The organism is Swaminathania salitolerans, from assembly GCF_007988945.1.
Lineage (GTDB): Bacteria > Pseudomonadota > Alphaproteobacteria > Acetobacterales > Acetobacteraceae > Swaminathania > Swaminathania salitolerans.
Map to the genome: position 1 here is coordinate 45,610 of NZ_BJVC01000001.1, position 26,350 is coordinate 71,959.

25 protein-coding genes are annotated in these 26,350 nt (G+C 63.2%); 12 read left to right on the forward strand and 13 right to left on the reverse strand.

Annotation, left to right across the window (positions count from 1 at the left end; translation table 11 throughout):
- Positions 1 to 25: 25 nt before the first annotated feature.
- The 9 genes from SSA02_RS00205 to SSA02_RS00245 form a co-directional block, all read right to left on the reverse strand.
- On the reverse strand, positions 26 to 1,375 hold the full coding sequence (locus tag SSA02_RS00205; protein ID WP_147091937.1) for a c-type cytochrome: 1,350 nt from the start codon (positions 1,373 to 1,375) through the stop codon (positions 26 to 28).
- Positions 1,372 to 3,153, reverse strand: a complete 1,782-nt coding sequence (locus SSA02_RS00210; RefSeq protein ID WP_147091938.1) for a GMC family oxidoreductase — start codon at positions 3,151 to 3,153, stop codon at positions 1,372 to 1,374. The genes SSA02_RS00205 and SSA02_RS00210 overlap by 4 nt, the downstream gene beginning before the upstream one ends.
- Positions 3,154 to 3,180: 27 nt before the next feature.
- Positions 3,181 to 3,876 carry a gluconate 2-dehydrogenase subunit 3 family protein gene (locus SSA02_RS00215; RefSeq protein WP_147091939.1) on the reverse strand — a complete coding sequence of 232 codons (696 nt, stop codon included), beginning with the start codon at positions 3,874 to 3,876 and terminating at the stop codon, positions 3,181 to 3,183.
- Positions 3,877 to 4,076: 200 nt separating this feature from the next.
- A complete protein-coding gene (locus SSA02_RS00220) occupies positions 4,077 to 4,952 on the reverse strand; it encodes a hypothetical protein (RefSeq protein ID WP_147091940.1) in 876 nt (291 codons plus the stop codon).
- 29 nt (positions 4,953 to 4,981) lie between these two features.
- Positions 4,982 to 5,998, reverse strand: a complete 1,017-nt coding sequence (locus SSA02_RS00225) for a hypothetical protein (RefSeq protein WP_147091941.1) — start codon at positions 5,996 to 5,998, stop codon at positions 4,982 to 4,984.
- A complete protein-coding gene (hslO, locus tag SSA02_RS00230) occupies positions 5,995 to 6,969 on the reverse strand; it encodes an Hsp33 family molecular chaperone HslO (protein WP_147091942.1) in 975 nt (324 codons plus the stop codon). Before hslO ends, SSA02_RS00225 begins: the two co-directional genes overlap by 4 nt.
- A complete protein-coding gene (argF, locus tag SSA02_RS00235) occupies positions 6,966 to 7,991 on the reverse strand; it encodes an ornithine carbamoyltransferase (protein ID WP_147091943.1) in 1,026 nt (341 codons plus the stop codon). Before argF ends, hslO begins: the two co-directional genes overlap by 4 nt.
- Positions 7,988 to 9,244, reverse strand: a complete 1,257-nt coding sequence (locus SSA02_RS00240) for an aspartate aminotransferase family protein (protein WP_147091944.1) — start codon at positions 9,242 to 9,244, stop codon at positions 7,988 to 7,990. Before SSA02_RS00240 ends, argF begins: the two co-directional genes overlap by 4 nt.
- Before the next feature lie 289 nt (positions 9,245 to 9,533).
- Positions 9,534 to 11,138: a D-aminopeptidase gene (locus tag SSA02_RS00245; RefSeq protein WP_147091945.1), complete on the reverse strand. Its 1,605-nt coding sequence runs from the start codon at positions 11,136 to 11,138 to the stop codon at positions 9,534 to 9,536.
- Positions 11,139 to 11,200: 62 nt separating this feature from the next.
- On the opposite strand from SSA02_RS00245, the gene SSA02_RS00250 reads away from it, so the two are divergent.
- The 8 genes from SSA02_RS00250 to SSA02_RS12615 all read left to right on the forward strand — a co-directional run bounded on the left by SSA02_RS00250 (position 11,201) and on the right by SSA02_RS12615 (position 15,838).
- Entirely contained in the window at positions 11,201 to 11,836 is a 636-nt protein-coding gene (locus tag SSA02_RS00250) for a RecX family transcriptional regulator (RefSeq protein WP_186807601.1), read from the forward strand.
- On the forward strand, positions 11,833 to 12,342 hold the full coding sequence (locus tag SSA02_RS00255; RefSeq protein WP_147091946.1) for a CHAP domain-containing protein: 510 nt from the start codon (positions 11,833 to 11,835) through the stop codon (positions 12,340 to 12,342). Before SSA02_RS00250 ends, SSA02_RS00255 begins: the two co-directional genes overlap by 4 nt.
- Before the next feature lie 51 nt (positions 12,343 to 12,393).
- Positions 12,394 to 12,645, forward strand: a complete 252-nt coding sequence (locus SSA02_RS00260; protein WP_147091947.1) for a twin-arginine translocase TatA/TatE family subunit — start codon at positions 12,394 to 12,396, stop codon at positions 12,643 to 12,645.
- 6 nt (positions 12,646 to 12,651) lie between these two features.
- Positions 12,652 to 13,269, forward strand: coding sequence for a methylthioribulose 1-phosphate dehydratase (locus SSA02_RS00265; protein WP_147091948.1), 618 nt, complete (start codon positions 12,652 to 12,654; stop codon positions 13,267 to 13,269).
- A complete protein-coding gene (locus SSA02_RS00270) occupies positions 13,266 to 13,823 on the forward strand; it encodes a 1,2-dihydroxy-3-keto-5-methylthiopentene dioxygenase (RefSeq protein WP_147091949.1) in 558 nt (185 codons plus the stop codon). Before SSA02_RS00265 ends, SSA02_RS00270 begins: the two co-directional genes overlap by 4 nt.
- Complete coding sequence (gene mtnC / locus SSA02_RS00275) at positions 13,820 to 14,512, forward strand: acireductone synthase (protein WP_147091950.1); 693 nt, start codon at positions 13,820 to 13,822, stop codon at positions 14,510 to 14,512. Before SSA02_RS00270 ends, mtnC begins: the two co-directional genes overlap by 4 nt.
- The gene (locus SSA02_RS00280) at positions 14,509 to 15,438 is read left to right on the forward strand and encodes a bifunctional riboflavin kinase/FAD synthetase (protein WP_147091951.1); all 930 of its coding nucleotides are present in this window, start codon (positions 14,509 to 14,511) and stop codon (positions 15,436 to 15,438) included. Before mtnC ends, SSA02_RS00280 begins: the two co-directional genes overlap by 4 nt.
- A 199-nt stretch (positions 15,439 to 15,637) precedes the next feature.
- Positions 15,638 to 15,838 carry a hypothetical protein gene (locus SSA02_RS12615; protein ID WP_186807602.1) on the forward strand — a complete coding sequence of 67 codons (201 nt, stop codon included), beginning with the start codon at positions 15,638 to 15,640 and terminating at the stop codon, positions 15,836 to 15,838.
- A 16-nt stretch (positions 15,839 to 15,854) separates the two neighbouring features.
- Here SSA02_RS12615 and SSA02_RS00285 read toward each other — a convergent pair whose 3' ends face one another.
- The gene (locus SSA02_RS00285; RefSeq protein ID WP_147091952.1) at positions 15,855 to 16,280 is read right to left on the reverse strand and encodes a hypothetical protein; all 426 of its coding nucleotides are present in this window, start codon (positions 16,278 to 16,280) and stop codon (positions 15,855 to 15,857) included.
- Positions 16,281 to 16,487: 207 nt separating this feature from the next.
- Between SSA02_RS00285 and ileS the strand changes: the two genes are divergently transcribed.
- The 4 genes from ileS to mutL all read left to right on the forward strand — a co-directional run bounded on the left by ileS (position 16,488) and on the right by mutL (position 22,466).
- Positions 16,488 to 19,376, forward strand: a complete 2,889-nt coding sequence (ileS, locus tag SSA02_RS00290) for an isoleucine--tRNA ligase (protein ID WP_147091953.1) — start codon at positions 16,488 to 16,490, stop codon at positions 19,374 to 19,376.
- Between the two features lie 15 nt (positions 19,377 to 19,391).
- Positions 19,392 to 19,922 carry a signal peptidase II gene (lspA, locus tag SSA02_RS00295; protein WP_147091954.1) on the forward strand — a complete coding sequence of 177 codons (531 nt, stop codon included), beginning with the start codon at positions 19,392 to 19,394 and terminating at the stop codon, positions 19,920 to 19,922.
- Between the two features lie 43 nt (positions 19,923 to 19,965).
- On the forward strand, positions 19,966 to 20,502 hold the full coding sequence (locus SSA02_RS00300) for a DUF3035 domain-containing protein (protein WP_147091955.1): 537 nt from the start codon (positions 19,966 to 19,968) through the stop codon (positions 20,500 to 20,502).
- 86 nt (positions 20,503 to 20,588) lie between these two features.
- Complete coding sequence (mutL, locus tag SSA02_RS00305; RefSeq protein WP_147092594.1) at positions 20,589 to 22,466, forward strand: DNA mismatch repair endonuclease MutL; 1,878 nt, start codon at positions 20,589 to 20,591, stop codon at positions 22,464 to 22,466.
- Positions 22,467 to 22,503: 37 nt separating this feature from the next.
- On the opposite strand, the gene SSA02_RS00310 is transcribed toward mutL, so the two are convergent.
- From SSA02_RS00310 to parE, 3 genes are all read right to left on the reverse strand, one after another.
- Complete coding sequence (locus SSA02_RS00310) at positions 22,504 to 23,199, reverse strand: YfdX family protein (protein ID WP_186807603.1); 696 nt, start codon at positions 23,197 to 23,199, stop codon at positions 22,504 to 22,506.
- A gap of 113 nt (positions 23,200 to 23,312) precedes the next feature.
- A complete protein-coding gene (locus tag SSA02_RS00315; protein ID WP_147091957.1) occupies positions 23,313 to 24,218 on the reverse strand; it encodes an EamA family transporter in 906 nt (301 codons plus the stop codon).
- Positions 24,218 to 26,335: a DNA topoisomerase IV subunit B gene (gene parE, locus SSA02_RS00320; protein WP_371859150.1), complete on the reverse strand. Its 2,118-nt coding sequence runs from the start codon at positions 26,333 to 26,335 to the stop codon at positions 24,218 to 24,220. The genes SSA02_RS00315 and parE overlap by 1 nt, the downstream gene beginning before the upstream one ends.
- Positions 26,336 to 26,350: the final 15 nt, after the last annotated feature.

A 26,350-nucleotide genomic window follows, 5' to 3' on the forward strand; every position in this document is an offset into this window, starting at 1 on the left:
TTGCTGCGCTCGGACATCCGCCGGATCAGGGTGCGTTTTCCCGGGGAGAGGACGCTCGGTTCATGGGCGATGGCGGTTTGTCATCGATCCATTGACCGTTATGTTTCCGGAATGTCCTGACATCGTCTTGCGTCACCACGCGCGCATTGTTGCCCCAGGAGCGGCGGATGAACGTGACGACCTCGGCGACATCCCGATCTGACATGAGGGATGCGAAGCCAGGCATCGTGAATGGTGAGGGCGCCTGTTCGGTGGGAGGGAGCGTGGAACCACGCAGTACGATCAGAATGAGCGATCCGGGATCGGGGTTCATGACGACCGGGTTGCCTGCAAGCGGCGGGAAGGCCGGCGCGTAGCCATGTCCGTCCGTGCGGTGACATGCGGCGCAACGATCGACATAAAGCCGCGCGCCCTTATCCGGCAGAGTGCCTTGCTGAAGCGCTTTCGCCACCGCCGGATCATATGTCCAGGGGGCTTCTCCCTTGCGTGCGGGCAGGCTGGTTTTCAGGTAATGCGCGATGGCGCGGAGATCCTGATCCGTGAGATGCTGTGTGCCGTGTACGATCGCATCGGTCATGCCCCCGAAGGCCGAGCCATGCAGATTACGCCCGGTTTCCAGAAAGGCGACGATGTCCTCCTCACGCCATCTTCCCAGTCCGGTACGATTGTCCTGACGCAGGTTGACGGGTGTCCAGCCGTCGACAGCGGCACCGCCCGAGAGGTAAAGATCGTTCCCGTCGCTCGAGAGTGCCTTTTCCTGAAAGGTTATCGCGCGCGGTGTATGACAGGCGCCGCAATGCCCGGGGCCTTCGACGAGATAGGCGCCGCGCGCTGTCTCCTGAGACGGGAAATGACGCTCCGCGCTTTTGCGCGCCTCGGCCGGGGTCGGAGCGAAGGCGATACGCCACAGCGTCATGGGCCACCGCATGGAAAGCGGCCACGGGATCTTGTTCGCAGGCACGCTGGCCGGGTCCGGGGCGACATCGTTGTGGAAATAGGCCCACAAGGCGTGGATGTCGGCGTCGCTCATACGCGCATAGGATGGGAAAGGCATGGCCGGGTAGAGGGGCTTGCCGCCTTTTCCTATGCCGCGACGCAGGGCGTTTGAAAAATCCGCTTCGGTATAATCCCCGATTCCGGCCTTGCGATCGGGCGTGATGTTCGGAGCATAGAGCGTGCCGATCGGAAGAAGGAACGGATTGCCTCCCGCATAGGGATGACGGCTGTCATGGGTATGACAGGCGGCGCAATCCGATGCCGCGGCCAGATAGCGCCCCTTTTCGATCAGTTGCGTCTCCTTTTCCGGCGCCGCCTGTGCTGCTGCCGGGAAAAGGAAGAGAGTCGCGAGGAGCGCGAGACATCCGGGCTTTTTCATGCGCGATGTACCAGAGGGCCGGGATGCATCAGATAGCGGGTACGGATATGATGGGCCGCCCAGTAGGCGAGGGCGGCAACCGTGCCCGTAGGATTGTATCCCATCCCCTGTGGAAAGGCGTTGGATCCGATGACGAAGACATTGGAAACATCCCAGCTTTGCAGATAGCGATTGAGCGCGCTCGTCCGTGGATCGGCGCCCATGACCGCACCGCCGCCGAGATGGGTGGTCTGATAACGGCGGGTGTCGAAGGGTTCGCCATATTCCAGCCGTCCCAGCTCGTAATGGCGCGCGCCGAGCGCCTTCATGATGGGTTCGATCTTGCCGACGACATACTGGTTCATCCGGATATCGTTATCCTTCCAGGTGAAGGTCATGCGCAGCAGGGGCTGGCCGTAGCTGTCTTTCCAGGTTGGATCCAGATCGAGATAAACGTCGCGATACGCCATGTTGCTGCCATGCGCGTCGATGGCGAAGGAGTGGCGATAGGTATCGACCAGAGCTTCCTTGAAGCCCTTTCCCCAGCGCGGGGAGGATTTTCCGCCTCCCGACATGGCGGCTGCGATGGGTTTTATGCCGGCCTGATTGACCCAGACGGGCGAGCCGCCGATGAAGCCGAGAGGACCATGGTCGAAATTGTCGCTGTTGAAATCGTCTATCGCGACCCCTGCCCCTCCTGCTCCGACGAACTGGTTGGTGTAATCGTTCCTCCCCATCCAGGCATGGGAGGTCGTGAGGGTCTGGTAGACGAAGTTGCGTCCGACGACGCCGGTATTGCTGACAGGATCGTAGGGTTTGCCGATACCCGACAGCAGCATGAGGTGAACGTTGTGAAACTGGAAGGCCGCGATAATGACGAGTTCGGCCTCGATCGTCATTTCCCGATCTGCTTTCTGATCCAGATAGGTAACCCCGGTGGCGCGGCTGCGCTCGGCGTCCAGATTGACGCGCAGGACATGGGCATTCGAGATCAGGGTGAAACCCGGATCGCTCCTCAGCGCGGGCAGGATGTTGATGTTCGGAGAGGCCTTCGAATACATGAAACAGTCATAGCCGCTGCAATAGCCGCAGAAATTGCATGGCCCCATCTGAAGCCCGTAGCTGTTGAGATACGGTTTCGAGGCGTTTGCCGCCGGCATTGAATAAGGGTGATAACCGGCCTCCGCCGCAGCCTTGCGGAAGAGGGCAGCGGTGTGAACGTCCTGCATCGGCGGGAGCGGAAATGCGTCGCTGCGCGACGGTGCAAAAACATTTCCGTTTCCGACAATTTTCCCGTCGATCTTGTAGGCTTCGCCTGATGTCCCGAAAACCTTTTCGGCCTTGTCGAAAAAGGGTTCGAGCTCGTCATAGGTGACGTCGTAATCCTGCAGGTTCATATCCTCGGGAATGAATTTCTTCCCGTAACGTTCAATGACATGGCTGCGCAGGCGCAAATCGTCCGGCGCCGCTCTGAAATGCACACCGGACCAGTGCAGCCCTGCGCCGCCCACGCCTTCACCCGGCAGGAAGGCAGCCAGCTGGCGATAGGGCAGGGCGGTCTGGTTCATCGTGTTCCGGATCGTGACAGTTGTCTTGGCCGGGTTCTGGAAGAGGCGATGCCGGATTGCTCCGCGCAATTCGTCGATTGAGCCCGGATAGCTTCCTTCCACGGCCGTTCTGCGTTCGGGGCCACGCTCCAGCATGATGACGGATCGCCCCGCTTCACGCATTTCCTTCGCCAGGATCGAACCGGCCCAACCGGCTCCAATGATAACGACGTCAGTCCGTTTTCTCGACATGGGTATGATGCTCGTATTCGCGTCGTTTCAGAGGGGCTGGCGTGCCAGAGAGACTGGACCGAAAGGATAGGGAGCGCCGTTCTGATCGACCCAGTCCATGAAGTCGGCGCGTGCGCCCGGAAAGCCGAGAAGCGTCCAACCCTGCATGGCCCGGTTGCCTCCATAGACCGGATCGGCAAACACGCCTTCGAGCGTGTTGCGTCTGAGCTGTTCGAAGAACATACGGGCATTGAGTTCCGGGAACTGCACGCCGCCTCCTTCGAATGCCGTGAGCAGATCGATCTGATCGTTCGCAGAAAGACCGGAGAATTTCCTCCCACGTCTCTGGCGGGCATAGGCATCTGCGGCGGCAATCCCCTTGCGATACAGATCGCGGGGGGCGAAAGGAAGCTGGTAGCCGAGCTGGGGCGGTCCTTCGTGGAACGGTCCAGAGAGATACCAGAGTTCGCCTTTTCCGTAGGGCGTATCCATCTGGCGATCGATGAAGAAGGGCACGCCGAGCGCGACGGCTCCCGGTCCGAGATCGTCCTGCGGAAAGATACGTTCGCAGGCTGCCGACAGGAATTCGAGCTCGGCAGGTGTGAAAAAGACAGGCTCGAACGGAACGGCCGCTTCGGAAGTTCCGGCATGAGCCGGCCGACCCTGATACGGGATGAGGGCGAGCGCTGTGGTACCGGCCGCGTTGCGGACGAAGCGGCGGCGTGAAGATGAAGACGCAGTCAACGTATTCTCCCTGCGTAACGTTGAGCGTCGTTACTCATTTTGCCCAGATACCTCTCTTTCTCGTGATTGAACAACGAAAAAGCAGTCATCCGGGTTCCGGTCCATGCCAGTCCCGGCTCGGCTGGCATGCGGACCGGCGCATCGAGACCGGAATGCGCCCGGTATCGGGTTCGGTATCAGGCCCGCTATCAGGCCCGCTATCAGGAATGACTGGCGGGGAGAGTAAGAACACCGGGTTGCGGTGAGCGCGCTGAGGGTTGGCTGACACCTTCATCGCCAGGGTCGCCAAGAGGGAAGATCGCATCGGGTTGCGTCGGTGCCGAAGATGCGGGCGTGACGTGCGAGGGTGTACCGTTCGAGGACGCACCGTTTGCGAACGGAGCGTTCTCTCCGGTTACGGGGCTGGCTGCGGATCCGGTTGCAGGACTCGCGACGGGCGCGGCGGCCAGCGGCGCATTCGGGCCGATATCCTGCTGCTGGATCGTGCCTGCGATCGGAACGCCGCTGGCATCGACGAGCCAGTCACGGAGGGATTTCTTGATCTGGAACTCGAGCTCGACATTCATGTCCTGCATCATCTGGGCGGTGAGATCGTACAGGACCGAGGGAGATTCGGGGTTCTTGTTTCCGGGATTGAGGCTTCTCGTGATCCGCGCCTGAGCAAAGCCGGCCCGCCCGCCCGCAGGAGCGGAAAGGTCGATATGAGCCTCGAGTTCGCCGAGAAGGGTGCCGCCCGGCGCATGAAGGATGCTCGCCTTGGTGATGGTGAAGGTTCCGTTGCCTTCCGTACCGCTGGGAATGAGCCTCTCCCGCGCCATCCTCTCGAGCGCTTGCTGGGGGGAAGTGGGCGCCTTGCCCGAGATATCTCCCGCCGTGCTTCCCGGAGGCGCCGCATCGACGATCTCCATATGAGCCACATTCAGATGGATCTTGCTGAGATAGGCGTAATCGAGCGGTGCGAAGCTCTGGGGTTCGCTGTCCCCGCAGGCAATGAGAGCCGGGGCCATGACACCGAGCATCAGGCAGACGGAACCGAAACGCAGAAAGGACGTGACCCCGGGTGATTTCGCCGACATGACTGGCTCCTGTGGCTGGTGAGGGTTGATTATTTCTTTCTTACAAGAGAGCGCAGGCGTCCGAGAAGAGACCCCGATGGTCTTGTTCTGGTCGGATCCTCCGCCGCGGGAGACTCGGACGGTTCGTCCTGTGTACGATGCAGGAAGGCCCAGGATTCCGAAATCATGTCCGCTGTCGAGACATCCTCGGGGGTCGTCGGAGGCGATACGGTATTTTCGGGGGATGCGAGGAGCGACGACGCGCTTCCGAGACCGAAATCCTGCGCCTCGAACTCCCGCGCCTCTGCGATCAGGGAGACATGATCCGGCGTGCTCATATACCAGCCGAGAATACGGGGCGGGATCATTCCTGCGAGGTCGATATCGCTGACGATAAGCCGGCTCTCCGGAAAATAGAGGCTCGGCGATTGATCGAGCTGCTTTTCCCACCAGACGAGGTAGAAAACGGTATCGGTTTCCGGATCGCAGAAGCGATGGATGATCTGGTGATCCACAGAGAAAGAAATCTGGGATCGCAACGGACGGTCCGTAAACGGAGAGAGAACGACAAGCGTCTCCGGCGCTATGCGGGTTCCGAGCAGACGACGAAGCTGACGCGGGGCGATCGGCAGATCCTCGGGGCGATCTGCGGAGCGGTCCTTTCCGAGCAGCGCGCTCTGGATGAGACGGACATCGGCGAGGTTCCGGACCGCCCATGCCGCAGCGAGCTGGACGGCGAGAAAGAGCGGCATGGGGGGAATGTCGGGAAGGGGAGTCGGGCTCGAAACCAGAGCATGACGGGCGAGGTCGTCGAACCAGGGCGCGACCGTATCGCAGATCTCTTCGGGGCGCAGACGCTGGACGACCTCGATATGGGAGCCGCAGTAACACGCGTTTCCGTCGAGATACCAGACCGCCGATCGCCCGGAGAGCGGATCGTGAAAGGTGAGGCACTGGACATTATCGGCGAGGACGACATGTTCGGCCGGGCTCCACTGGTCGTAAAGACCGGAGACCGGTTCGCCGTCGATCGTGACGGAATTCAGCAGTGCTTCACCCGGGGTCATCGTGCGATATCGTCTCGGGCGAACTGGAAACCGACATTGCAGAATTCGCAATTCATCGTGATGGTTCCTTCTTCCGCCATATGATCGAGATCCTCTTCCGGAAAGGAAGAGAGCACGCCAGCGAGGCGCGCACGATTGCACCGGCAACCGAGGCTGACCGCGCGGGCGCGATCGACGATAACCCCCTGGGTTCCGAACAGACGCTCGATCAGCGTGACGCTGCTGAGCGATCGATCGAACAACTCGGACGATGTCAGGGTGCGGCCCAGAACACATGCCGTCTCCCAGCTGTCCTCGTCCGTTTGTGCCGCGCCGGAATCCGTCTGACCCTGGTGCTTTTCTCCGGGCCCGGCATCCGGGCTCGGGACGATCCCCCCTTCCTGCGCGATTTTCTCGAGAAGGAGGGCTCCTGCCTCCCAACCCGCCTCCGTCCGGTCGCAGAAGAGAAGCACGGCGCAGCGATGCTGTTCGCTGGTTTCGAAATAATGGGTGGCCATATCGGCCAGGGTCTCGCCCTCGAGCGCAACGATCCCCTGATGACGCTCCATATGGGCACCCTGATCGACCGTGAAGGCGAAATACCCCTCCCCCAGAAGGGCGCGCGCGGTTGCGTCGCGCGGGGCGGCGTCGTTCTCCATCCGGAGATAGAAGCGCAGTTCCCCCGTATCGGTGCAGTCGGCAACGAGTGTGCTGACCGGGCCGTCGCCCTTGATCTGGAGCGAAAAGGACCCCTTGAATTTGAGCCCAGCGCTCAGACCGGCCACCAGTGACAGGGCCTGACCTGCAAGAATACGACCTGAATCCGCAATGTCATGACGGGTCAGCATGATATCGGCAAGTGGGCCGAGACGCACGAGACGGCCTCGTACCGGGCTGTTCGAGAGATGGAACGGCGTGATGCCATGCGGCACCACGAGATCGGGCACGGAGTCGGGGCGATGTGTGTCCAGAAAGGCGGGCGTGTCGATCATCGGGTCTCGTCGGTTGGGCTGGATGCCGGTTCTGTCTCGCCGGAGGCGTGGCCGAAGCGCTGCCATCGGACGCCACCGAGAACCCAGAGCAGAAGGCCTTTCTGGGCGTGGAGTCTGTTTTCGGCCTCATCGAAAACGACCGAGGCCGGGCTTTCGAACACGTCCTGCGTGACTTCCTCACCGATATGGGCAGGCAGGCAGTGCATGAACAGGGCTTGCGGTGCAGCTTTCTGCATGAGGTGCGTATCGACGCGATACGGTTCGAGCGTTGCGAGACGGTCGGCCGATTCCCGATCCGACATGCTTGTCCATGTATCGGTGACGATGCACTGGGCATCGCGTACGGCTTCGACCGGATCGTGCACGAGCCTGATCGCGCCGCCCTCGCGTCTGGCCCATTCCAGAACCTCTTCGCGGGGCTGCATCGAGGGGGGTGTGGCAAGCGTGAGCGAGAAGCCGAACCGTACGGCGCCCTCGATCAGGGAAACCGCAACGTTGTTGCCATCGCCGACCCAGGCCCAGTGCGTTCCCCCTACCGCGCCGCGATGCTCCTCGAACGTCATGATATCGGCAAGAATCTGAACGGGATGGGAATCCGGTGTCAGACCGTTGACGATCGGGATGGTGCTCCATCGGACCAGCTCCCGGATCATCTCGGTATCCCCTGTCCGCACGACCAGAACATCGAGGAAGCGGGAAAGGACCCTTGCCGTGTCGGCAAGACTCTCTCCGCGTCCGATCTGCATGTCGCCCGGAGAAAGGACCGAAACGGTTCCCCCGAGCTGACGCATCCCGATCTCGAAGGAGAGGCGCGTCCGGGTAGATGGCTTGGAGAGCATCAGCCCGAGCGTCCGCCCGGCGAGCGGCTGCGCAGGATGGAGCGGTCGTTCACGCCCGTGCTGCATGGCCTTGACGGACCGCGCCACATCCAGAATGGCGCGCAACGTCGCACTGTCGTGATCGCGCAGATCGAGAAAGTGACGGATCCCGTCGGCGGAACTTCTACATGTCTGGGCGGTCACGCCTGGATCTCCTCGTGGCTCTGGATCGGCCCCTGTTTCCCGTCTGTCCGGGCCTCGGATCCGGCACAGGATTTGCCGGTTTCGGACTCGAGCGTACCGGCGACCGTCCCGAGTATGGCGACCGCCTCGCGGCATTCATCCTTGCCGACGATCAGTGGCGGCAGGAGCCGCAGGACGTTATCGCCTGCCGTCACGCTCAGCAGTCCCGATCGGGTTGCCATTTCCTGTATCCGGGCAACCGGGAGGCGGCATTTCAGCCCCCACATCAGGCCTCGCCCACGGGCGAGTTCGAAAATTGCCGGATGAGTCCGTACGAGGGCTGCGAGTGCCTCGCCCAGAAATGCCCCGGTCTCTTCCACAGCATCCAGAAATCCCGGAGCGAGAATTTCGTCCAGAACGGCATTGGCGGCGGCGCAGGCCAGAGGATTGCCACCGAAGGTCGTGCCATGAGAGCCGGCCGTCATGTGCGAGGCGACCTCCTCCGAGGCGAGAATGGCGCCCATGGGGAATCCTCCGGCGATACCCTTGGCGACCGAGATGATGTCCGGGGTGACATCGTACCATTCATGGGCGAAGAGCTTGCCGGTGCGTCCCATGCCGGTCTGGACCTCGTCGAAGCCGAGCAGGAGGCCGAACTCGTCGCAGACCTGTCTCAGCCCCGTCATGAACTGCGGATCGGCCTGACGTATGCCGGTCTCTCCCTGGATCGGCTCGACCATGATACCCGCCGTCTCGGGTGTGATGGCAGCTCTGAGGGCATTCATGTTGTTGAACGGGACGTGATCGAAGCCGTCCACCGGAGTACCGAAGCCCTCGAGATAGGCCGGGTTGCCGGTCGCGGCGATCATGGCCAGCGTCCTGCCATGAAAGGCCCCGGTGCAACAGATGATCCGGGTGCGTTCCGCGTGGCCGCGCTGCGCCTGCGCCTTGCGGATCATCTTGACCATGCCTTCATTGGCTTCCGCGCCGGAATTGCTGAAGAACACGCTATCGGCAAAGGAATGGGCCACAAGCCGTTCGGCAAGGCGTTCGGCTTGCGGAATCCGGTAGAGATTGGAGACATGCATCACCCGGGCGGCCTGCTCCGCAATGGCCTTCACCAGTCCCGGATGGCCGTGGCCGAGGGACGAGACGGCAATGCCTGCCCCGAAATCCAGAAATCGTCGTCCGTCTGCCGTATACAAGCAAGCACCCTGACCGTGCTCGAAAGCAAGGTCGACCCGTTTGAACGTTGGCATCAGAGCGGAAATCATGGCGATGAGAAGCCCGGTTGGAGAGGGAAGGGATGGAGCAACGGCAACGGCCCCGCACCCGGAGAACGGGGCAGGGTGAGACCGGCTGCGGCAATATGATGCGGTGAATGCCCCCTGTTCGTCAAATGCGGGTCACGCCATGCCGGGTGAGACAGGCGGAGTGTGTCCCGTTATCCGGATCCGGTGCCCCGGGGAGCGCGATGCCGTCCAGCCCGGTCCGGGAGCGTTTCGTCGCTCGCTCGCATGGGCCTGCCCGATCCTGCACGATCCTGCCCGCACCGATCCGGCCTCATGCCGGGGCGGCGTGGGCGGTCATGCGTCGGTAGCGGAGTGCGCGCGCCAGCCAGCAGCCGACGGTCAGGGCCTCGACCCTGCCATCGGGAGCCCGGTGGAAGACCAGCGTCCAGTATCCCGGAGGACTGTGGTCGAGCGCTCTGAGGCAGGGCATCAGCCAGACATCTTCCCCAAGAGGAAGAAGTCGTTCCATACGGCCCGCACCGAGCGCTCCCGAGGCTGCGCCATAAGGCGTGCCGCTCGTGACAGCGATCGTAATCCCGGTGTCGAGCTCCTCGCAGAAATAGAGGCCGTCGAGATCGGTTCGCCCGGATGGCGGCATGAGGCGTCTCAGGCTGATCGTCCGGTTTTCCTGCGGGCGGATCATGCGAACGTCGGAACCCTGCAGAGCAAGGCGCGTGCCATGCCGTCCTGCATGCGCGGCATCCCAGTCATCGAGCGTTTCCGGCGGCCAGGCATATCTCAGGGCAAGACGTCCATCCTCGCACCCGTCGGGGGTGCGGCTGGGGGCGATGCTTGCCGAAAGCCCCGTTTCCTCGTCGAGAAAGGCCCCGGAAAAAGCGCCCCTGCCGCCGGAAGGCGCAGGGGAGGGCGACGCGAGATCGAGTGCGGCCGCAGCGAGTTCGGCTGCCGCGAGATGGGCGTCGGACATGTGATTGAACATCACCACGACCGAAAGACGCTCCTGCGCCAGATGCAGCCTGTGGCTTCGCCATCCGCGCAAGGCACCGCCATGCCCGGTCATGGCGCGACCGTGCAGATGTCCCCGTTGCAGGCCGAATCCGTATCGGGCAGGCGTGCCGTCGGAAAAGGTCACGTCACGGCTCAGCCGGTTGTAGAAACCGTCCGGGTCGTCGCGCTGGGCGTCGATCGCGCGTTCCCAGGCGATCATGTCCTCGAGGCTGGCGCCCAGCCCGGCATCTCCGGTCCAGAGAATGGCGTTTTCGGCGGGGCGATAGCCGGAGGCCTCGTTTCCTTCGTAACCCTGTGTTCCATCGGGCAGAGCCGCGGTGTTGGCTGCGAGAAAGGCATGATCCATCCCGCAACGCCCGAAAATCCGGGTGCTCAGCAATTCCGCGAAGCTCCGGCCCGTCTCTTCCTCCAGGATATCGGAGATGAGTCGGAAGTTCTGATTGACGTAGGAATAGCTCGTGCCCGGCCGGAAATGCAGATGCCGGGTGCCGGAAATGAGGCGCTTCGCCTCGCAGGGGCCGAAGATCGACTCCGTCGGAGCGCCATGCAGCATGGCAATGGCCCAGTAATCTCTCAGTCCGGACTGGTTATGGGCCAGATCCATGATGCCGGGCGGTGCTTCCTCGAGGCGCGGCAGACGGGCCGAGATTGCCGCGTCCAGCCGGGTTCGATCCTCACCATGGTCCGAAAGCCACTGGTCGAGCAGAAGACAGGTGAACTGCTTCGTGATCGAGCACATGCGGAACTGCGTGCGGGGCGTGAAGCGCAGGCGCATTTCCGCATTGGCAAACCCCCAGCTCCGGCTGGCGACGACTTCTCCCCGGTGGATGACGGCTGCCGCGCCTCCCGGGCCTGGATAGCGGGAAGGCAGGGCTCCGAGGCATTTTTCGAGCAGGGCTGACGACACGAGCTTGGTCTCCCGACGGATTTCACCATGATGACGCCACGAATCTATGACATATTCCCCTCATGTCTGCGATTCCGGACCCTTCTGCGCCGCTGACAGCGGAAACCCTGCGTGAGGCGGCCTTGCGTCACCTTGCGCGTTTTGCCGCAACCGAGCAGGGGCTCGCGCAGGTCCTCGAGCGCGCCATCATGCGCCGGGCGCGCAAGGCTGCCCGGGCGGGGGAGGACGAGGCGGGAATCGAAACCGCATATGCGCGGATGCGGGCATGCATCCCGCCCATCGTCGAGGAGATGCGCGCTCTCGGTGCGCTCGACGACGCGGCTTTTTCCCGTGCGCGTGCCGCGTCGCTCACCCGCTCCGGGCGATCCCGCCGTGGCGTTGCCGCATATCTCGTCCGCAAGGGGGTCGATCGCGCGGTAATGGGCGAGGCGATGGAAGCGGCGCTCGGCACCCGCGGCGAGACAGGCGCGGAGGATCGCGAACTCGGCGCGGCGCTCGTTCTGGCGCGCAAGCGCCGTCTGGGTCCGTTCGGCCCGCGCGATGCTGAGCCCCGGGATCGGCCCCGGGACCGGAGAGAACACGAGCGCGCGCTCGCGGTTCTCGCCCGGGCCGGGTTCGGACGGGAGATCGCCGAGCGGGCGCTCACTCTCGATCATGACGAGGCGGAGGATCGCGTGCTCGCGTTCAGATCTTCATGAAAAGGGCCGTCATCGGCTTCGGTCTGTGTCTCGGACTCGCAGCCTGCGGGGGCGGTCCGAGGGAATACAGCCGGGCAAGCTTCAACGGTCCGTTGCAATGCGCGCCCTATGCCCGGGCGAAAACCGGCGTTGCGCTCTACGGCGCGGCCGCGGGCTGGTGGCGGAGTGCCTCGGGAAAATACAGAAAAACCGCGCGACCGGCGAAAGGCGAGATTCTCGTCTTCCGTTCGACGGGACGTCTCCCATCGGGCCATGTGTCGGTCGTCCGGCGTATCGTATCGTCGCGCAAGATTCTCGTGGAACACGCCAACTGGGAACCCGGCCGGATCGATCGCAGCGCACCCGTCATCGATGTGTCGCGCAGGAACGACTGGTCGCTCGTTCGTGTCTACTGGGCGCCGATCAAGGGAATCGGAAGCCGCGCCTATCCTACCTATGGCTTCATCGTTCCCCGCGATCTGGATGACATTGCGCGCTTGCAAGAGACGCCCGATCACGCCATGTGAGAAAGACGGAACAGGACGGATCAGTGACACCGTCACGCAAGGAGAGAGATTATGGGTAGCATGAGTCCCCTGCACTGGCTGATAGTGCTCGCCGTTGTGCTCATCCTGTTTGGCGGTGGCAGCAAGATCAGCGGTCTGATGGGCGATTTCGCGAAGGGCATCAAATCCTTCAAGAAGAACATGGCCGAGGACGAATCGATGGAGCAGCCGGGCCAGAAGCCGGGCGGGCAGATCTCTCCGCCCCCTCAGGGCGAGTTTTCCCCGCCCCACACCACGAGCAACGTCAATAACGTCAATCACTGATCTGCGATGAATTCCGTTGCTGACCGGGGCTGGTCTCTCGCAGCCCAGGATATCGTGCGTGCCGGAGCCCGGATGGACCAGCGTGGCTGGGTTCCCGCGACGGCCGGAAACCTGAGCCGCAGACTCGAGGACGGGCGGATCGCAATCACGCGATCGGGCTGTCACAAGGGGTTTCTCGCACAGGATGACGTGATCGAGATCGATCCGGAGGGCAGACCGCGTGTCGCCGGTGACAGGGCGAGCGCGGAAACCCTTCTTCACACGCAGCTCTATGCGCATGATCCGGCGATCGGCGCTGTCCTGCACGGGCATTCGGTCGCAGCCACCGTTCTGTCGATGATCCTCGCGGAGCCTGCGATCCGTCTTGCGGGATACGAGTTGCTCAAGGTGTTCGAGGGGCAGGCGACACACGAAACCTCGATCCGGGTGCCGGTCTTCGATAACGATCAGGATATCGCACGTCTCGCGACGGTGGTGGCGCCCTCGCTCGGGACCATGCCTGCCGGGTATCTGATCCGGGGCCACGGGGTGTATGTCTGGGGGCGGGATATGGATATGGCTCTGGCCCGTCTCGAGGGGCTGGAGTTCCTTCTGGCCTGTGAGCTCGAAAGGCAGAAACGATGAGCCGACTGACCATCTATCGTGACGATACCCCGGACGGGACTCTGCTCGACACGGAGAATCCGCGCGAGATCGCCGAGACGCTGCAGCCGTTCGGCATCCGTTTCGAGCGCTGGGAAGCCCCGGTGACGCCGGAAAAGGATGCCGCACCGCAGGATATCCTCGAGGCCTATCGCCCTTATCTCGACGGGCTCATGGGCGAGACGGGTGCCGGAAGCGCCGATGTGGTGCGCTTCGACCGCCATACCCCCGGCATCGGTGCAATGCGTGAGAAATACCTCTCGGAACACACCCATAGCGAGGATGAGGTCCGGTTTTTCGTCCATGGTCAGGGTGCCTTCGTGATGCATCTGGACGGTCGGGTCTTCTCCGTCTTGTGTACCCAGGGGGATCTCATCTCCGTTCCCGCCGGAACGCCTCACTGGTTCGATGCCGGAGTTTCTCCCGATGTCGTGGCTCTGCGTGTTTTTACCGATACGACCGGCTGGGTCGCCGAATATACGGGCGACGAGATTGCCCGTCGTTTTCCCGTCACCATTCCGGACGTCGCCGCATGAGCTCCATCCGTCTCGTTCTGCTCGATATCGAGGGAACGACCCTTCCCATCTCCTTCGTCAAGGACGTGCTGTTTCCGTATTCCGACCGGGTGATGCCCGATCTGCTGCGCGAACAGGCAGATCATCCTCTGGTCAAGGTGGCGCTTGCCGATATCGAGGCAGCGCATCCGGGCTGCGACCCGCTGGACCAGCTGCGTGCCTGGACGCAGCGCGATGAAAAGGTGGCGCCGCTCAAGACGCTTCAGGGTCTGGCGTGGAAAGCCGGATTCGAAAGTGGCGCCCTCAGCGCGCGCCTCTATCCCGATGTCGCCGAAGCCCTTCGCGCGTGGCACGAGGCGGGGCTGAGACTGGCCGTCTATTCTTCCGGTTCGGCCAGCGCGCAACGTCTCCTTTACGGCTATTCCGATGCCGGAGACCTGACACCGCTTTTCGAGGCATTCCATGATCTCGATATCGGGGGCAAGAAGATCGCGGAAAGCTACCGGGAGATTTCCGCCCGGGCCGGTGTCGCTCCCCATGAGATCCTGTTTCTCTCGGATGTGGGGGCAGAGCTCGATGCCGCGCATGAGGCGGGTCTCAAGGCCTGTCAGCTCATCCGCAAGGAAGATGGCACCGTTCCTTATCCAGGGGTCCGCCATGCAGCGGATCTTCATGATGTGAGCCGACAGTTCGAGCTGCCCGTGTCATGACCTGCTACGAGGACTGGACCGCGATTCCTCCCGAAGCGCGCGGCGCTGCCGTGGCATTGGGGAATTTCGACGGAGTCCATCTCGGTCATGTCCATCTCTTGCGCTCGCTTCATGCGGCCCGGCCCGATCTTCCTCTGGGGGCCGTGACGTTCGAGCCCCATCCCCGCGAGTTCTTTCGCCCTCAGGACCCGCCCCTGCGACTCATGCTGCCCGGGATACGGGCCCGTATCCTGCATGAGCGAGGCGCGCAGCGTATCTTCCAGCTCGGCTTCGACGCCGATTTCAGCCATCTCGCTCCCGAGGCGTTCGTCGAGCGCGTTCTCGATCGCGGGCTCGGCGTGAAGCATGTTGCCTGCGGGCCCGATTTCGCCTTCGGGCATCGGCGTGCCGGCAGCATCGCCTATCTGGGCCAGAAACTCGAAGCGCTCGGGATCGGCCTGACCATCGTCCCGCCTCTGACCGATATCGGCGGCCCGTTCTCTTCCTCGCGTATCCGGCGTCTTCTGCAGGAGGGTTATCCCGAGCGCGCGGCGGAGGAGCTCGGTCGTCCCTGGTTTATCGTCGGTGCAGTGGCCCATGGTGACAAGCGTGGCCGCCAGCTCGGCTTTCCGACCGCCAATATCCCTCTGGGACGTCATATCGAACCTGCGCGCGGCGTCTATGCCGTCACGATACGTCATCCCGATGGGCGCCTCAGCCGGGGCGTTGCGAATGTCGGACGACGTCCGACCATCGATGACGGGCAGGAGAGTCGCCTCGAGGTGCATATCTTCGATACGAGTGAGGATCTCTACGGCCAGACGCTGGAAGTCAGCCTGCACAGGCTCCTGCGCGAGGAGCGTCGCTTCGATGGGCTCGATGCGCTCAAGGCCCAGATTGCCGAAGACGTGGCCAGTGCCCGGATGGTCCTCTCGACTCTCCCCTGATTTTGCTGGTGTCGGAAATGCCCGAAATCCGACATGCCCCCGCTTCTGCCCACCCGCATGAAAGGCTGATCATTCGACCGTGAGCGGCCTGATACGGACTTGCCTGTTTTGTGAAGTTTTTCATGTTTCACCTAACATGGATAAATGTTATAGATTACCCACGGTTAATGAGATGTGGGGGGCTGTCATGTTTGGCGCGATGCAGATGTATCAGATGCAGGCGATGGAACAGCATATTGCCCATAAGGAAAACCGCCGCCGCGAGAGTGTTTCGCGTCTGGCTCGTCTGCGTGCCCTCCTTTGCAGGGATCTCACATCGCTCGGCGAACAGATCGACACAACTCTCGATACGGTCTGCACCCGCCCCGGGCTGTCGGGATCCGGAATGCGCCGTCCCTGATCCGGAGCGAGCCGGATCAGTTCACGATCGTGCAGGAAAACGGGATCTGGAGGATGCGGTAGAATTCCTTGCCATGCAGGAAAAAGATCAGTCTGATCGAGACATTCCCATCCATGAAAATCTTCATATCCGTATTGCAATAACGATTTGTTGTTGCGTCGTAGAGCAGCTGTTTGAGCTTGTCCCGTGAGAACGTCTGAATGGCGTCATCCGCCTCGCGGGAGAGGTCTATGGTCTCGACGAGGGTCCGTCCGTCGCGGCTGGCACTGGTGATCGTCTCCATCGCGTTCTCGTAAAGGGGGGCCTTCCTGTTCAGTAACGCTACGACCTTATCGAGTGTCGCGATGGGCATGTCGGTGTCGAATCTGAATTCTCCGGCCCGGCATGTGGCGGTCGAGAACCACATCATGGAGATGAGTGCGAAAAGAATGAGGTATTTCATGGAGTATTTCCATTTTTTCCATGATCTGTAGAGCAAAACCGGGCTGGGTAGAACGGGTTTTGCAAATGAAGATCCTGACGGATACCTCGGAATCCGCGCTTTCGGATATGGGGGGCGATCGATCGTCGGATCGAGGCTCGGCACTTGACCCGGAAGCCTGCATCTTCGCATAACTCCCGGTTCCCTGACTCCGTCGATTGATCGAAGATGCCTGATTCCAAAAGCCCCGATCCTCAGGACCGTTATCGCGACACGGTCTTCCTGCCCCGCACCGGCTTTCCGATGCGCGGCAACCTGCCCACGCGCGAGCCGGAAATCCTGGCGCGCTGGGAGTCGATGGGTCTCGATGAAAGGATTATCGAAGGGGGGCAGGGCAAACCCGTCTTCACGCTGCATGACGGCCCGCCTTACGCCAATGGCCATCTGCATATCGGCCACGCGCTCAACAAGATCAACAAGGACGTGGTCAATCGCGCCCAGCGCATGAACGGCGCGCGGGTGCGCTATGTGCCCGGCTGGGATTGTCACGGCCTGCCGATCGAATGGCGCGTCGAGGAAGAATATCGCAAGGCGGGCAAGAACAAGGACGATGTCCCCGTTCTGCAGTTCCGTGCCGAGTGTCGCGACTATGCGCGGCGCTGGCTCGATATCCAGGCCGGGGAATTCAAGAGACTCGGTATCCAGGGCGAGTGGAAGAACCGCTACGCGACCATGGATTTCTCGTCAGAAGCCGCCATCGCCGGCGAGATCGGCAAGTTCCTGCTCAATGGCGGTCTGTATCGTGGCCTGCGTCCCGTGATGTGGAGCCCCGTCGAGAAGACGGCTCTGGCCGAAGCCGAGATCGAATATCACGACATCACCTCGACCACGATCCACGTCGCCTTTCCGATCGAGGCGGACCCGACTCCGGGTCAGGCGCTTCAGGGGGTTTCCGCGGTCATCTGGACCACCACGCCCTGGACCATTCCTGCCAATCGCGCCATCGCCTACGGGCCTGAAATCGCCTATGTCGTGCTGCGTGCCGATGTCATGGGAGAGGCTTCTCTCGTCACTCCGGGATCGCGCTTTCTCGTCGCCGAGGAGCGCGTGGCCGATTTCTGCACCCAGGCGGGAATCGAGAATCATCATATCCTCTACACCCTGCCGGGTGAGGCGCTCGAGGGCGCGATCTGTGCCCATCCGCTACGCGGCTGCGGCTATGAATTCGACGTGCCCATGCTGCCCGGCGATTTCGTGACCACCGATGCCGGTACGGGCCTCGTGCACATGGCTCCGGCCCATGGTCAGGACGATTTCCTGCTCACGCGCCAATATGGCATCGAGGTGCCCGAGCTGGTGCAGGACGATGGCACCTATGCACCCTGGGTGCCGCATTTCGCCGGTATCCATGTGTTCAAGGCGGCCGATCCCGTCTGTGCGGCCCTGACCGAGGCCGCGCAGCGCTGGGCGGCCAATGGCGATGCGGCAGCCGGGCTCGTGGCCCGGTCGAGCATCGTGCATTCCTATCCGCATTCCTGGCGTTCGCGTAAGCCGGTCATCTTCCGCGCCACACCGCAATGGTTCATCCGCATGGATGGAGACCTGGCCCTGCGCCGCAAGGCGCTCGATGCGCTGGCCGATGTGACCTTCGTGCCGGAGGCTGCGCGTAACCGCCTGACCTCCATGATCGAGCAGCGTCCCGACTGGTGCATCAGCCGCCAGCGCGCCTGGGGCGTGCCGATCGCCGTCTTCGTCGAGAAGAGCACGGGCGAGGTTCTGCGCGATCCCGAGGTCATGCAGCGCGTCGTGGATGCGATGGCCGAGCATGGCGCCGATATCTGGTACAGCGCCGATCCCGCCATCTTCCTGGGCGAGGGACGCGACCCCGCGCAATACGAGCAGGTTTTCGACATCGTCGATGTCTGGTTCGAAAGCGGATCGACCCACAGCTTCGTGCTGGGCAGGGACGGTCTGAATTTTCCGGCCGATCTGTATCTCGAGGGGTCCGACCAGCATCGCGGCTGGTTCCAGTCCTCCCTGCTCGAGAGTGTGGGTACGCGCGGCATCGCCCCCATGAAGGCCATCGTGACCAACGGCTTCGTGCTCGACGAGCAGGGCCGCAAGATGTCCAAATCCCTGGGCAACGTGATTGCGCCCAAGGAAGTGACCGACAAGCTCGGCGCCGATATCCTGCGTCTGTGGGTGGTCAATTCCGACAGTAATGAAGATCTGCGTATCGGCCACGAAATCCTGAAGCAGCAGGGCGAGCTCTATCGTCGCCTGCGCAACACGCTGCGCTGGCTGCTGGGCGCGCTCGATGGCTACACGGCGGAAGAAGCCGTTCCATTCGACGAACTGCCCGAGCTCGAACGCTATATCCTCCACCGTCTGACGGATCTCGGCGGGATGGTGAAACAGGCGGTCGAGACGCATCAGTGGGTCGGCGTCTATCCGATGCTGCATGGCTTCTGCACGACCGATCTCTCGGCCTTCTATTTCGACGTACGCAAGGATGCGCTCTATTGCGACGCCCCGTCTTCGCATCGCCGCCGGAGTGCACGGACGGTCCTCGATATTCTCCATCGCGCCCTGACGACGTGGCTCGCGCCGGTTCTGGTCTTTACCGCCGAAGAAGCCTGGACCGCGCGCTTCGGTGAGGAAAGCTCCGTTCATCTCCAGACCTTCCTCGAGCCCGATATGGCATGGCACGATCCGGAGCTGGCCGAGCGCTGGACCCGTATCCGTGCCGTGCGTCGCGTCGTGACGACCGAACTCGAGGGTGCGCGGCGGGGTGGCGTGATTCGCTCCTCGCTCGAGGCACGTCTCTCCCTGCCCCTGACCGAGGCGGAGCAGGCGGCCTTCGGCGATATCGACTGGGAGGAACTCGCGATCGTGTCCCAGGCCGATATCCGTCTTCTGACCAATGCGCCGTCTCTTTACATCGACGAGGCCGGGCCTTCCGGGACCGAGGGGCTGGTCGCGCCCCATCCGGGTCCGGAAGTCGCCGAGGCAGAGGGAAACAAGTGCCTCCGTTGCTGGCGGATTCTCCCCGAAGTCGGCAGCGTCGACGGGCATCCGGGGCTGTGCCTGCGATGCGGCGACGTGGTCGCGGCGTAAGGGGCGGCACGGTTCATGCGTGATTCTCCGAAGCCGCGCGTCCCGGCACGGCCGCGACCCGCAACGCTCGTTGCAGGCTGCGTGACGTTCCTCGCCGTGCTGATCGCCGATCAGCTGAGCAAGTGGTGGATTCTCGACATCTACCGGCTGCCGGTGAAGCAGAGCGTCGCGATCATGCCCGGGCTGAACTTCACGATGGTGTGGAACCATGCCGTCACCTTCGGCATGCTGGGCGGGCTGGGTCGTTTCGGCCCCGCGATTTTCTGCGCGGTGGCCCTGATCGCCGTGCTCGCCCTGCTGGCGCAGACGATCCGGACCCCCCGCATGGTCGTCGCCATCGCCTCCGCCGGGATCGCCGGTGGCGCTGTCGGAAATGTCATCGATCGGCTGCGTTTCGGCGCTGTCGTCGATTTCATCCATGCCCATGCATTCGGCTGGAGCTGGTACGTGTTCAACGTCGCGGATTCGGCCATCGTCTGCGGGGTCGTGCTCTGGATTGCCGATACGATCCTTGCCGACCGGCGTGCGGCGAAACGAGGCCATTGATCTCTTGTCGATGCCGGAACGCTCGACTAGGATCGCTTTTACCATGGCTCAGCATCCCCTCCCGACCGTCTTGCGCATCCTGCCGCTTCTCGGCCTGACAGCGCTCCTTCCAGCCTGCTCAGGCTCCGATGTCTCGCGCGCTTTCGGTCTCGAGCGTTCGATGCCCGACGAATACACGGTCACGACCCGGGCGCCGCTTTCCATGCCGCCGACCGAGAAGCTGAGCCTGCCGGGTGAAGGCGATCATTCCGCTGAGGAAAACCCCCGGATGCAGGCGCTCGAGACCCTGTCTCCCAACGCCGCACTTCATCCCATGTCCGGAAGCACGAGCCCCGGTCAGGAGGCACTGGTCGGTCAGGTCGATCAGGCCTCCAAGGCACCCAATAATGCCGAACTGGGTGCCGCCGGTGCAGGATTGACGGACGAACTGATGTTCTGGCGTGGCGGCAATGCCGGGAGCGTCGTCGATAGCGAGGCGGAAAACCGTCGTATCCAGCGCGCATCCGCGCTCGGACAGAACCCCGCCTCGGGCGCGACTCCTACCAAAAAATCAAAGAGCGCCTTTCTTGGCATCTTCTGATGCTGAGGCATGACCGTGCCTGAATGACGAAATCCGGATGACCGCGCCTGCATGATCGAGGCCGAAACCCTGTCTGACCGGGTATGATGTCCGGACGAGCCTTGCCGCGGTTGCGCCGTCTGTCGGACCGGGTCATCGATCAGATCGCTGCGGGAGAGGTCGTCGAACGGCCTGCCGCGGCACTCAAGGAACTGGTCGAGAATGCGCTCGATGCCGGCGCGACCCGGATCGAGGTCACGCTTTCGGCTGGGGGATGCGACCGGATCGAGGTGGTGGATAACGGGTGCGGAATGTCACCCGACGACCTGCTCATGGCCGTGGAGCGGCATTGCACGTCCAAGCTCGATGACGAGACCCTGACCCGTATCGTCACGCTCGGCTTTCGTGGGGAGGCCCTGCCGTCCATCGGTGCCACGGCCCGCCTGACCCTGATCTCGCGTCAGGCGCATTCCGATACGGCATGGGCACTTCGTGTCGAAGGGGGGGCTGTCACGGCTCCCGCTCCGGTTTCGGGCGCCGTCGGCACCCGCGTGCTGGTCGAGGATCTCTTTTTTGCCACCCCGGCGCGTCGGAAATTTCTCAAGACCGCACGGGTCGAAGGCGGACACGCCGAGTCGGTCATGCGTCGCCTCGCCCTGGCGGCGCCGCATTGCGCCATCCGTTTCACGCTCGAAACCCGGGAGGTGTTCGCTTTTCCCGTCCAGTCCGTACATGAGCGTGTGCAGGCGGTGCTTGGCGAGAGCGACGCCCTGATCCCGCTGGATGAGGAGCGCAACGGGCTTCATCTGACCGGGTTTCTCGGAGGCCCCGCCGCCACGAGGGCAACGGGCGCGGGTCAGTTCCTTCTGGTCAATAATCGACCGGTTGCCGATCCTCTCATGAAGACCGCGATTCGCGTTGCTTACCGACCCGTGATCGAACCGGGGCGCCATCCTGTTCTGGCGTTGCATCTGAGGATGCCGCATGAACGCGTCGATGTGAACGTTCACCCGTCCAAGACCGAGCTGCGCTTCGCCGATGAGGCGGAAGTCAGGGGATTGATGATCGGCGCCATGCAAAGGGCGCTCGGCCATGGCGCGGGAGAGGGCGGCGTGCGTGCGCGTTTCTCCGCGCAGTCCCGCCCTGCCATACGGTATCCCGCGCCCGAGCGGCGCACCCCGTTTCCGGAATTTCCGGGCGCCGTTACTGCTCCCGGTGCCGCGCCGGACGGCACGGCTGCGACAGGATCCGTGCCGGTCTCTCCGCTGCCGGAGCGCGGAGACGCGTTCGAGGCGCACGGCGCATCCGGCTTTGCCGAGCAGTTCCATGGACTCGCGCCCGAGGCACGCCGCCCCACTCCGGTCGATGAGGCCGAACGACTGCGTTATCCGCTCGGCGCACCCGTCGCGCAGGTTCTCGACACCTATATCATCGCGGTGGGCCAGGATGGCGATCTCGTTCTGGTCGATCAGCATGCGGCGCATGAGCGCCTCATGCATGAGAAGCTGCTCGCCCAGCACGGCGAAGGCCGATTGAAGGCGCAGAGGCTGCTTTTGCCCGAGGTGGTCGATCTGCCGCCCGGTCAGGCCGGACGCCTGCTCGAATGGGCGGAGACGCTGGAGACGCTGGGCCTCGAAATCGAATCCTTCGGGGGCGGAAGCGTGTTGCTGCGCACCATGCCGGTGCTCCTGCAGGGAGGAGACGGAACCGCGCTGATGAGAGATCTGTCGGAGGAGCTGGGCGCGGATCCCGATCTCGAGCCCGGAGACAGTTCTGCCATCGAACGGCGCATCGATGCGGTGATCGCCCGTATGGCATGTCACGGCAGTATCAGGGCGGGGCGACGTCTCAAGCCGGAGGAAATGTCCGCCCTGCTCCGTCAGATGGAACAGACACCGCGGGCGGGAACCTGTTCCCATGGCCGTCCGACCTGGCTCCGGCTGGGCCGCGCCGAGATCGAACGCCTGTTCGGGAGAATCCGCTGATCCTCCCGGCCGCTATCCTTGCAGACAGCGGAGTCACTCAGGACGCGTGACGCGTCGTCTTGCTCATCGCATTCTTGTGTCCTTGCTGCGTCCCGTCGGGCTGAACGGTCGTCAGAACGTCATCGGAAACGAACAGGATGCTGTCGACGGCCGATTGCAGTGCGTCTTTCGCCGCTTTCGGATCGCCGCCATCGATGAAGACCGAGGCTCTGTGAACGTCGCCGGACACCATTTCGAGAGGCGCAAGGGCCACGACGTACTGGACATCCGTACCGACGACCTCGAGATCCTGGTTCACGAGCTTCGTATCTCCTGCACGAAGATGCTGGTTCGCCTGGGCCAGAGCGGTCTGTTTTTCGGGTGCAAGCGCCTCTGTCACGGCGTATTCACCGCCGACGGGGAGCCAGTGCAGGGGAACACCGCTCATGGCGACACGCTTCGGAGCCCCGTGGCTCGGCGCAGGCTGAAGCTCACCTTCCACCTTCATGAAGGCCCGGTTGTCCTTGGCCGCTTTCTGGAGACGGGTATCGGCGTCGTCGATGAGGCTCTGGGCCTGCCCGTTCTGATTGCTGGCGAGCGCCTGCTGTGCCTGGAGGATGTCGCCCATGGCTTTCTGTCCGTCCACGGAAAGCCGTCTGAAGTCATGGTCGGCCCTGTGCTGCAGGGAGGCCGCCATCGCAGGCGTAACGGTCAGGGCGAAAAGGGCGGAACCGGCAATCATGAGGCGGCGCATCTTAGGTCTCCATCGTTGGTGTTCCCGCAGGAACCTCGAGGATGAAACGGGCGAGGCACCGAGCTGTTTCATAACGTTGCGGTTAAGATGCTGCCATTCGGCACTATCGAGGCTCAGCCCGGCGGCAGGGCGGTGCCGTCCGGCGGCGGCTTGCGGCTCGTGAGGACATTGCCTGCCGAAGCGCAGGCGATACAGAAAACGCCGGTCCAGCGGGCGATGGAGAGGGATTCGCCCAGAAGAAGAAGGCCGGAGATGGATCCGAGAACCGGCTCGAGGCTGAGAAGGATCCCGAGATCGCGCGGCCCCAGTTTTCGCATGGCCATCATGTCGAGAACATAGGGCACGGCGGAGGAAAGAATGGCAACGCCGACCGCCATGACGCCCTGATGCGGGTAGGATACCGCAGGGACGAGCGCGGGCAGGAGCCAGGGCAGCAGGAGAATCCCCGCCGTGGTCATGCCGAGGGTGGTCGCCTGGGCGGGCGGCAGGATCTTCCCGATCCGCGTGCCGGTCAGGATATAGACCACCCAGCCGACGGCGCTCGTCAGGGCTGCGATCACGCCGATCGGATCCAGATGCCCGGAGACATGATCCGGACGCAGGAGAAGATAGAGACCGGTCAGAACCAGACCTGCCCAGAGCAGATCGAGCAGACGTCGCGAGCCGATCAGCGCAAGAGAGAGCGGCCCCATGAATTCGAAGGCAACGACGAGACCGAGCGGCAGACGGACGAGCGCGACGTAGAACGCGAAATTCATCACCGCCATGGATGCGCCATAGGGCAACAGAAGCCGCCACAGACCCGGACGGAATACGGAGGGGCCGGGGCGGATCACGATCAGGAGAATGATGGCCGCAAGCCCGACGCGCAGCCCCACCATCCCTTCCGGGCCGAAGAGAGGGAAGAGACTCTTGGCGAGCGCGGCGCCGATCTGGAAAGAAGAGATCCCGCCTATGAGCAGCGCAAGACCGCCGAACTTGTCGAGAGGGGTGGCGTGCGGGTGTTCGAACGCTGCCATCAGATATCGAGCAGTTCCGCCGTGCGGGCGTGATCCTGGATGAAGCGGAAGCGTAGCTCGGGTTTGCGCCCCATCAGGCTCTCGACGCGCTCGCTGGTCACGGCGCGCTCCTCGGGTGGCGTGATCACGCGCAGCAAGGTGCGGCGTGCGGGGTCCATCGTCGTCTGCTTGAGATCCTTGACCGGCATCTCTCCCAGACCCTTGAATCGCGAGATCTCGACCTTGGCGCCGGGTTTGAAGTCGCGTTTGAGGCAACGCACCCGGTCCTCATCGTCCATCGCATAGACGGTCTTCGCCCCGTGGGTCAGCCGGTAGAGCGGGGGCTGTGCGAGATAGAGATGTCCGCGGCGGATCAGATCCGGCATTTCACGATAGAAGAAGGTCATGAGAAGCGAGGCGATATGGGCGCCATCGACATCGGCATCCGTCATGATGATGATGCGTCCGTAGCGCAGCCGCTCCGCATCGAACTGGGCGCCTGAGCCGCAGCCCATCGCCTCGATCAGGTCGCGCAGCTCCTGATTGGCCTTGAGCTTGTCGGCCGTTGCCGAGGCAACGTTGAGGATCTTTCCCCGCAGCGGCAGCACCGCCTGTGTCTCACGATCGCGGGCCTGACGTGCGGAACCTCCCGCCGAATCGCCCTCGACGAGAAACAGTTCGGTATCGGCGGCATTCTCGCGCGTGCAATCCGTCAGCTTTCCCGGAAGGCGCAGGCGACGCGTGGCGCTCTTGCGCGGCGTATCCTTGCTTTCCTTGCGGCGAAGCCGCTCCTCCGCCCGCTCGATCATGAAGGCGAGCAGGTTATCGGCCTGGGACGGATTGCCTCCGAGCCAGTGATCGAGACGGTCGCGCAAGGCGCCTTCGACGAGCCGGCTGGCCTCCTGGGTCGTCAGCTTCTCTTTCGTCTGCCCCTGGAAATGCGGATCGCGAATGAAGACCGAGAGCTTCACGGCAAGAGCGCCGAGAATATCGTCCGCCGTGACGGAGGCGGCGCGTTTCATCGAACGCTGATCCCCCCAGGCGCGAAACCCCTTGACGAGGGCGGCGCGGAACCCCGCTTCATGCGTTCCGCCCTGAGGCGTCGGGATCGTGTTGCAATAGGAGGTCATGCTCGAGGCGCCGTGCTCGAGAAACGCAACCGCCCATTCCAGCCGTCCGCCCGTGCGTCCGTCCGCCGCCTGCGGCAGATCGGCCTCGCCCGCCCAGGCAGGCGCCAGCAAGGCCGGGGTCTCACCCAGTTCGGCGTTCAGACTGTCTGCAAGACCGTTCGGGAAGTGGATCGTGGCTTCGACCGGGGTTTCGTCTCCCGCACGGATCAGGGCAGGATCGACGTGCCATCGTATGGTGACGCCACGGAACAGGGCGGCCTTGGAGCAGCAGAGGCGATAGAGCCGCTGGGGCGAGAAGCTCAGCGTCCCGAATATCTCGGGGTCGGGCGAGAAGCGGATCGTCGTGCCGCGCCGGTTCGGCGCCTTGCCGATTTCCTCGAGTGGGGTGACGGGTTTGCCCCGGGCGTAGTCCTGCCGCCAGAGGCGTTTTTCACGCGCGACCTCGACCTCGAGACGATCCGACAGGGCATTGACGACCGAGGAGCCGACACCGTGAAGCCCGCCCGAGGTATCGTAGGCCTTGCCGGAGAATTTGCCGCCTGCGTGAAGGGTTGTGAAAATGACCTCGAGCGCGGAGCGATCGCGGAATTTCGGGTGAGGATCCACCGGAATGCCGCGCCCGTTATCCCGCACCATGAGGAGGCGAGCCCCTTCCAGCGCGACATCGATGACGCTTGCATGGCCTGCCACGGCCTCGTCCATCGCATTGTCGAGAATCTCGGAGGCGAGGTGATGATAGGCAGTATCGTCCGTACCGCCGATATACATGCCCGGCCGGCGCCGTACCGGCTCGAGTCCCTCGAGGACCTCGATCTGCTCCGCACCGTAGGACTCCCCGGAGCCCGGCATTCCCGCCGGTGCCCCCCCGGCCTGAATCGTTCCGGGCTGGGTCGCTTCGGCCTGAATCGTTCCGGACTGGGTCGTTCCGGATCGGGCCGTCCGCGATTGGGTCGTTCTGCGCTGACGGCGCGCCGGAGTCTCGTCGCTCGGGAAGAGGTCGTCGTTCATATTGCGTTCTTGACG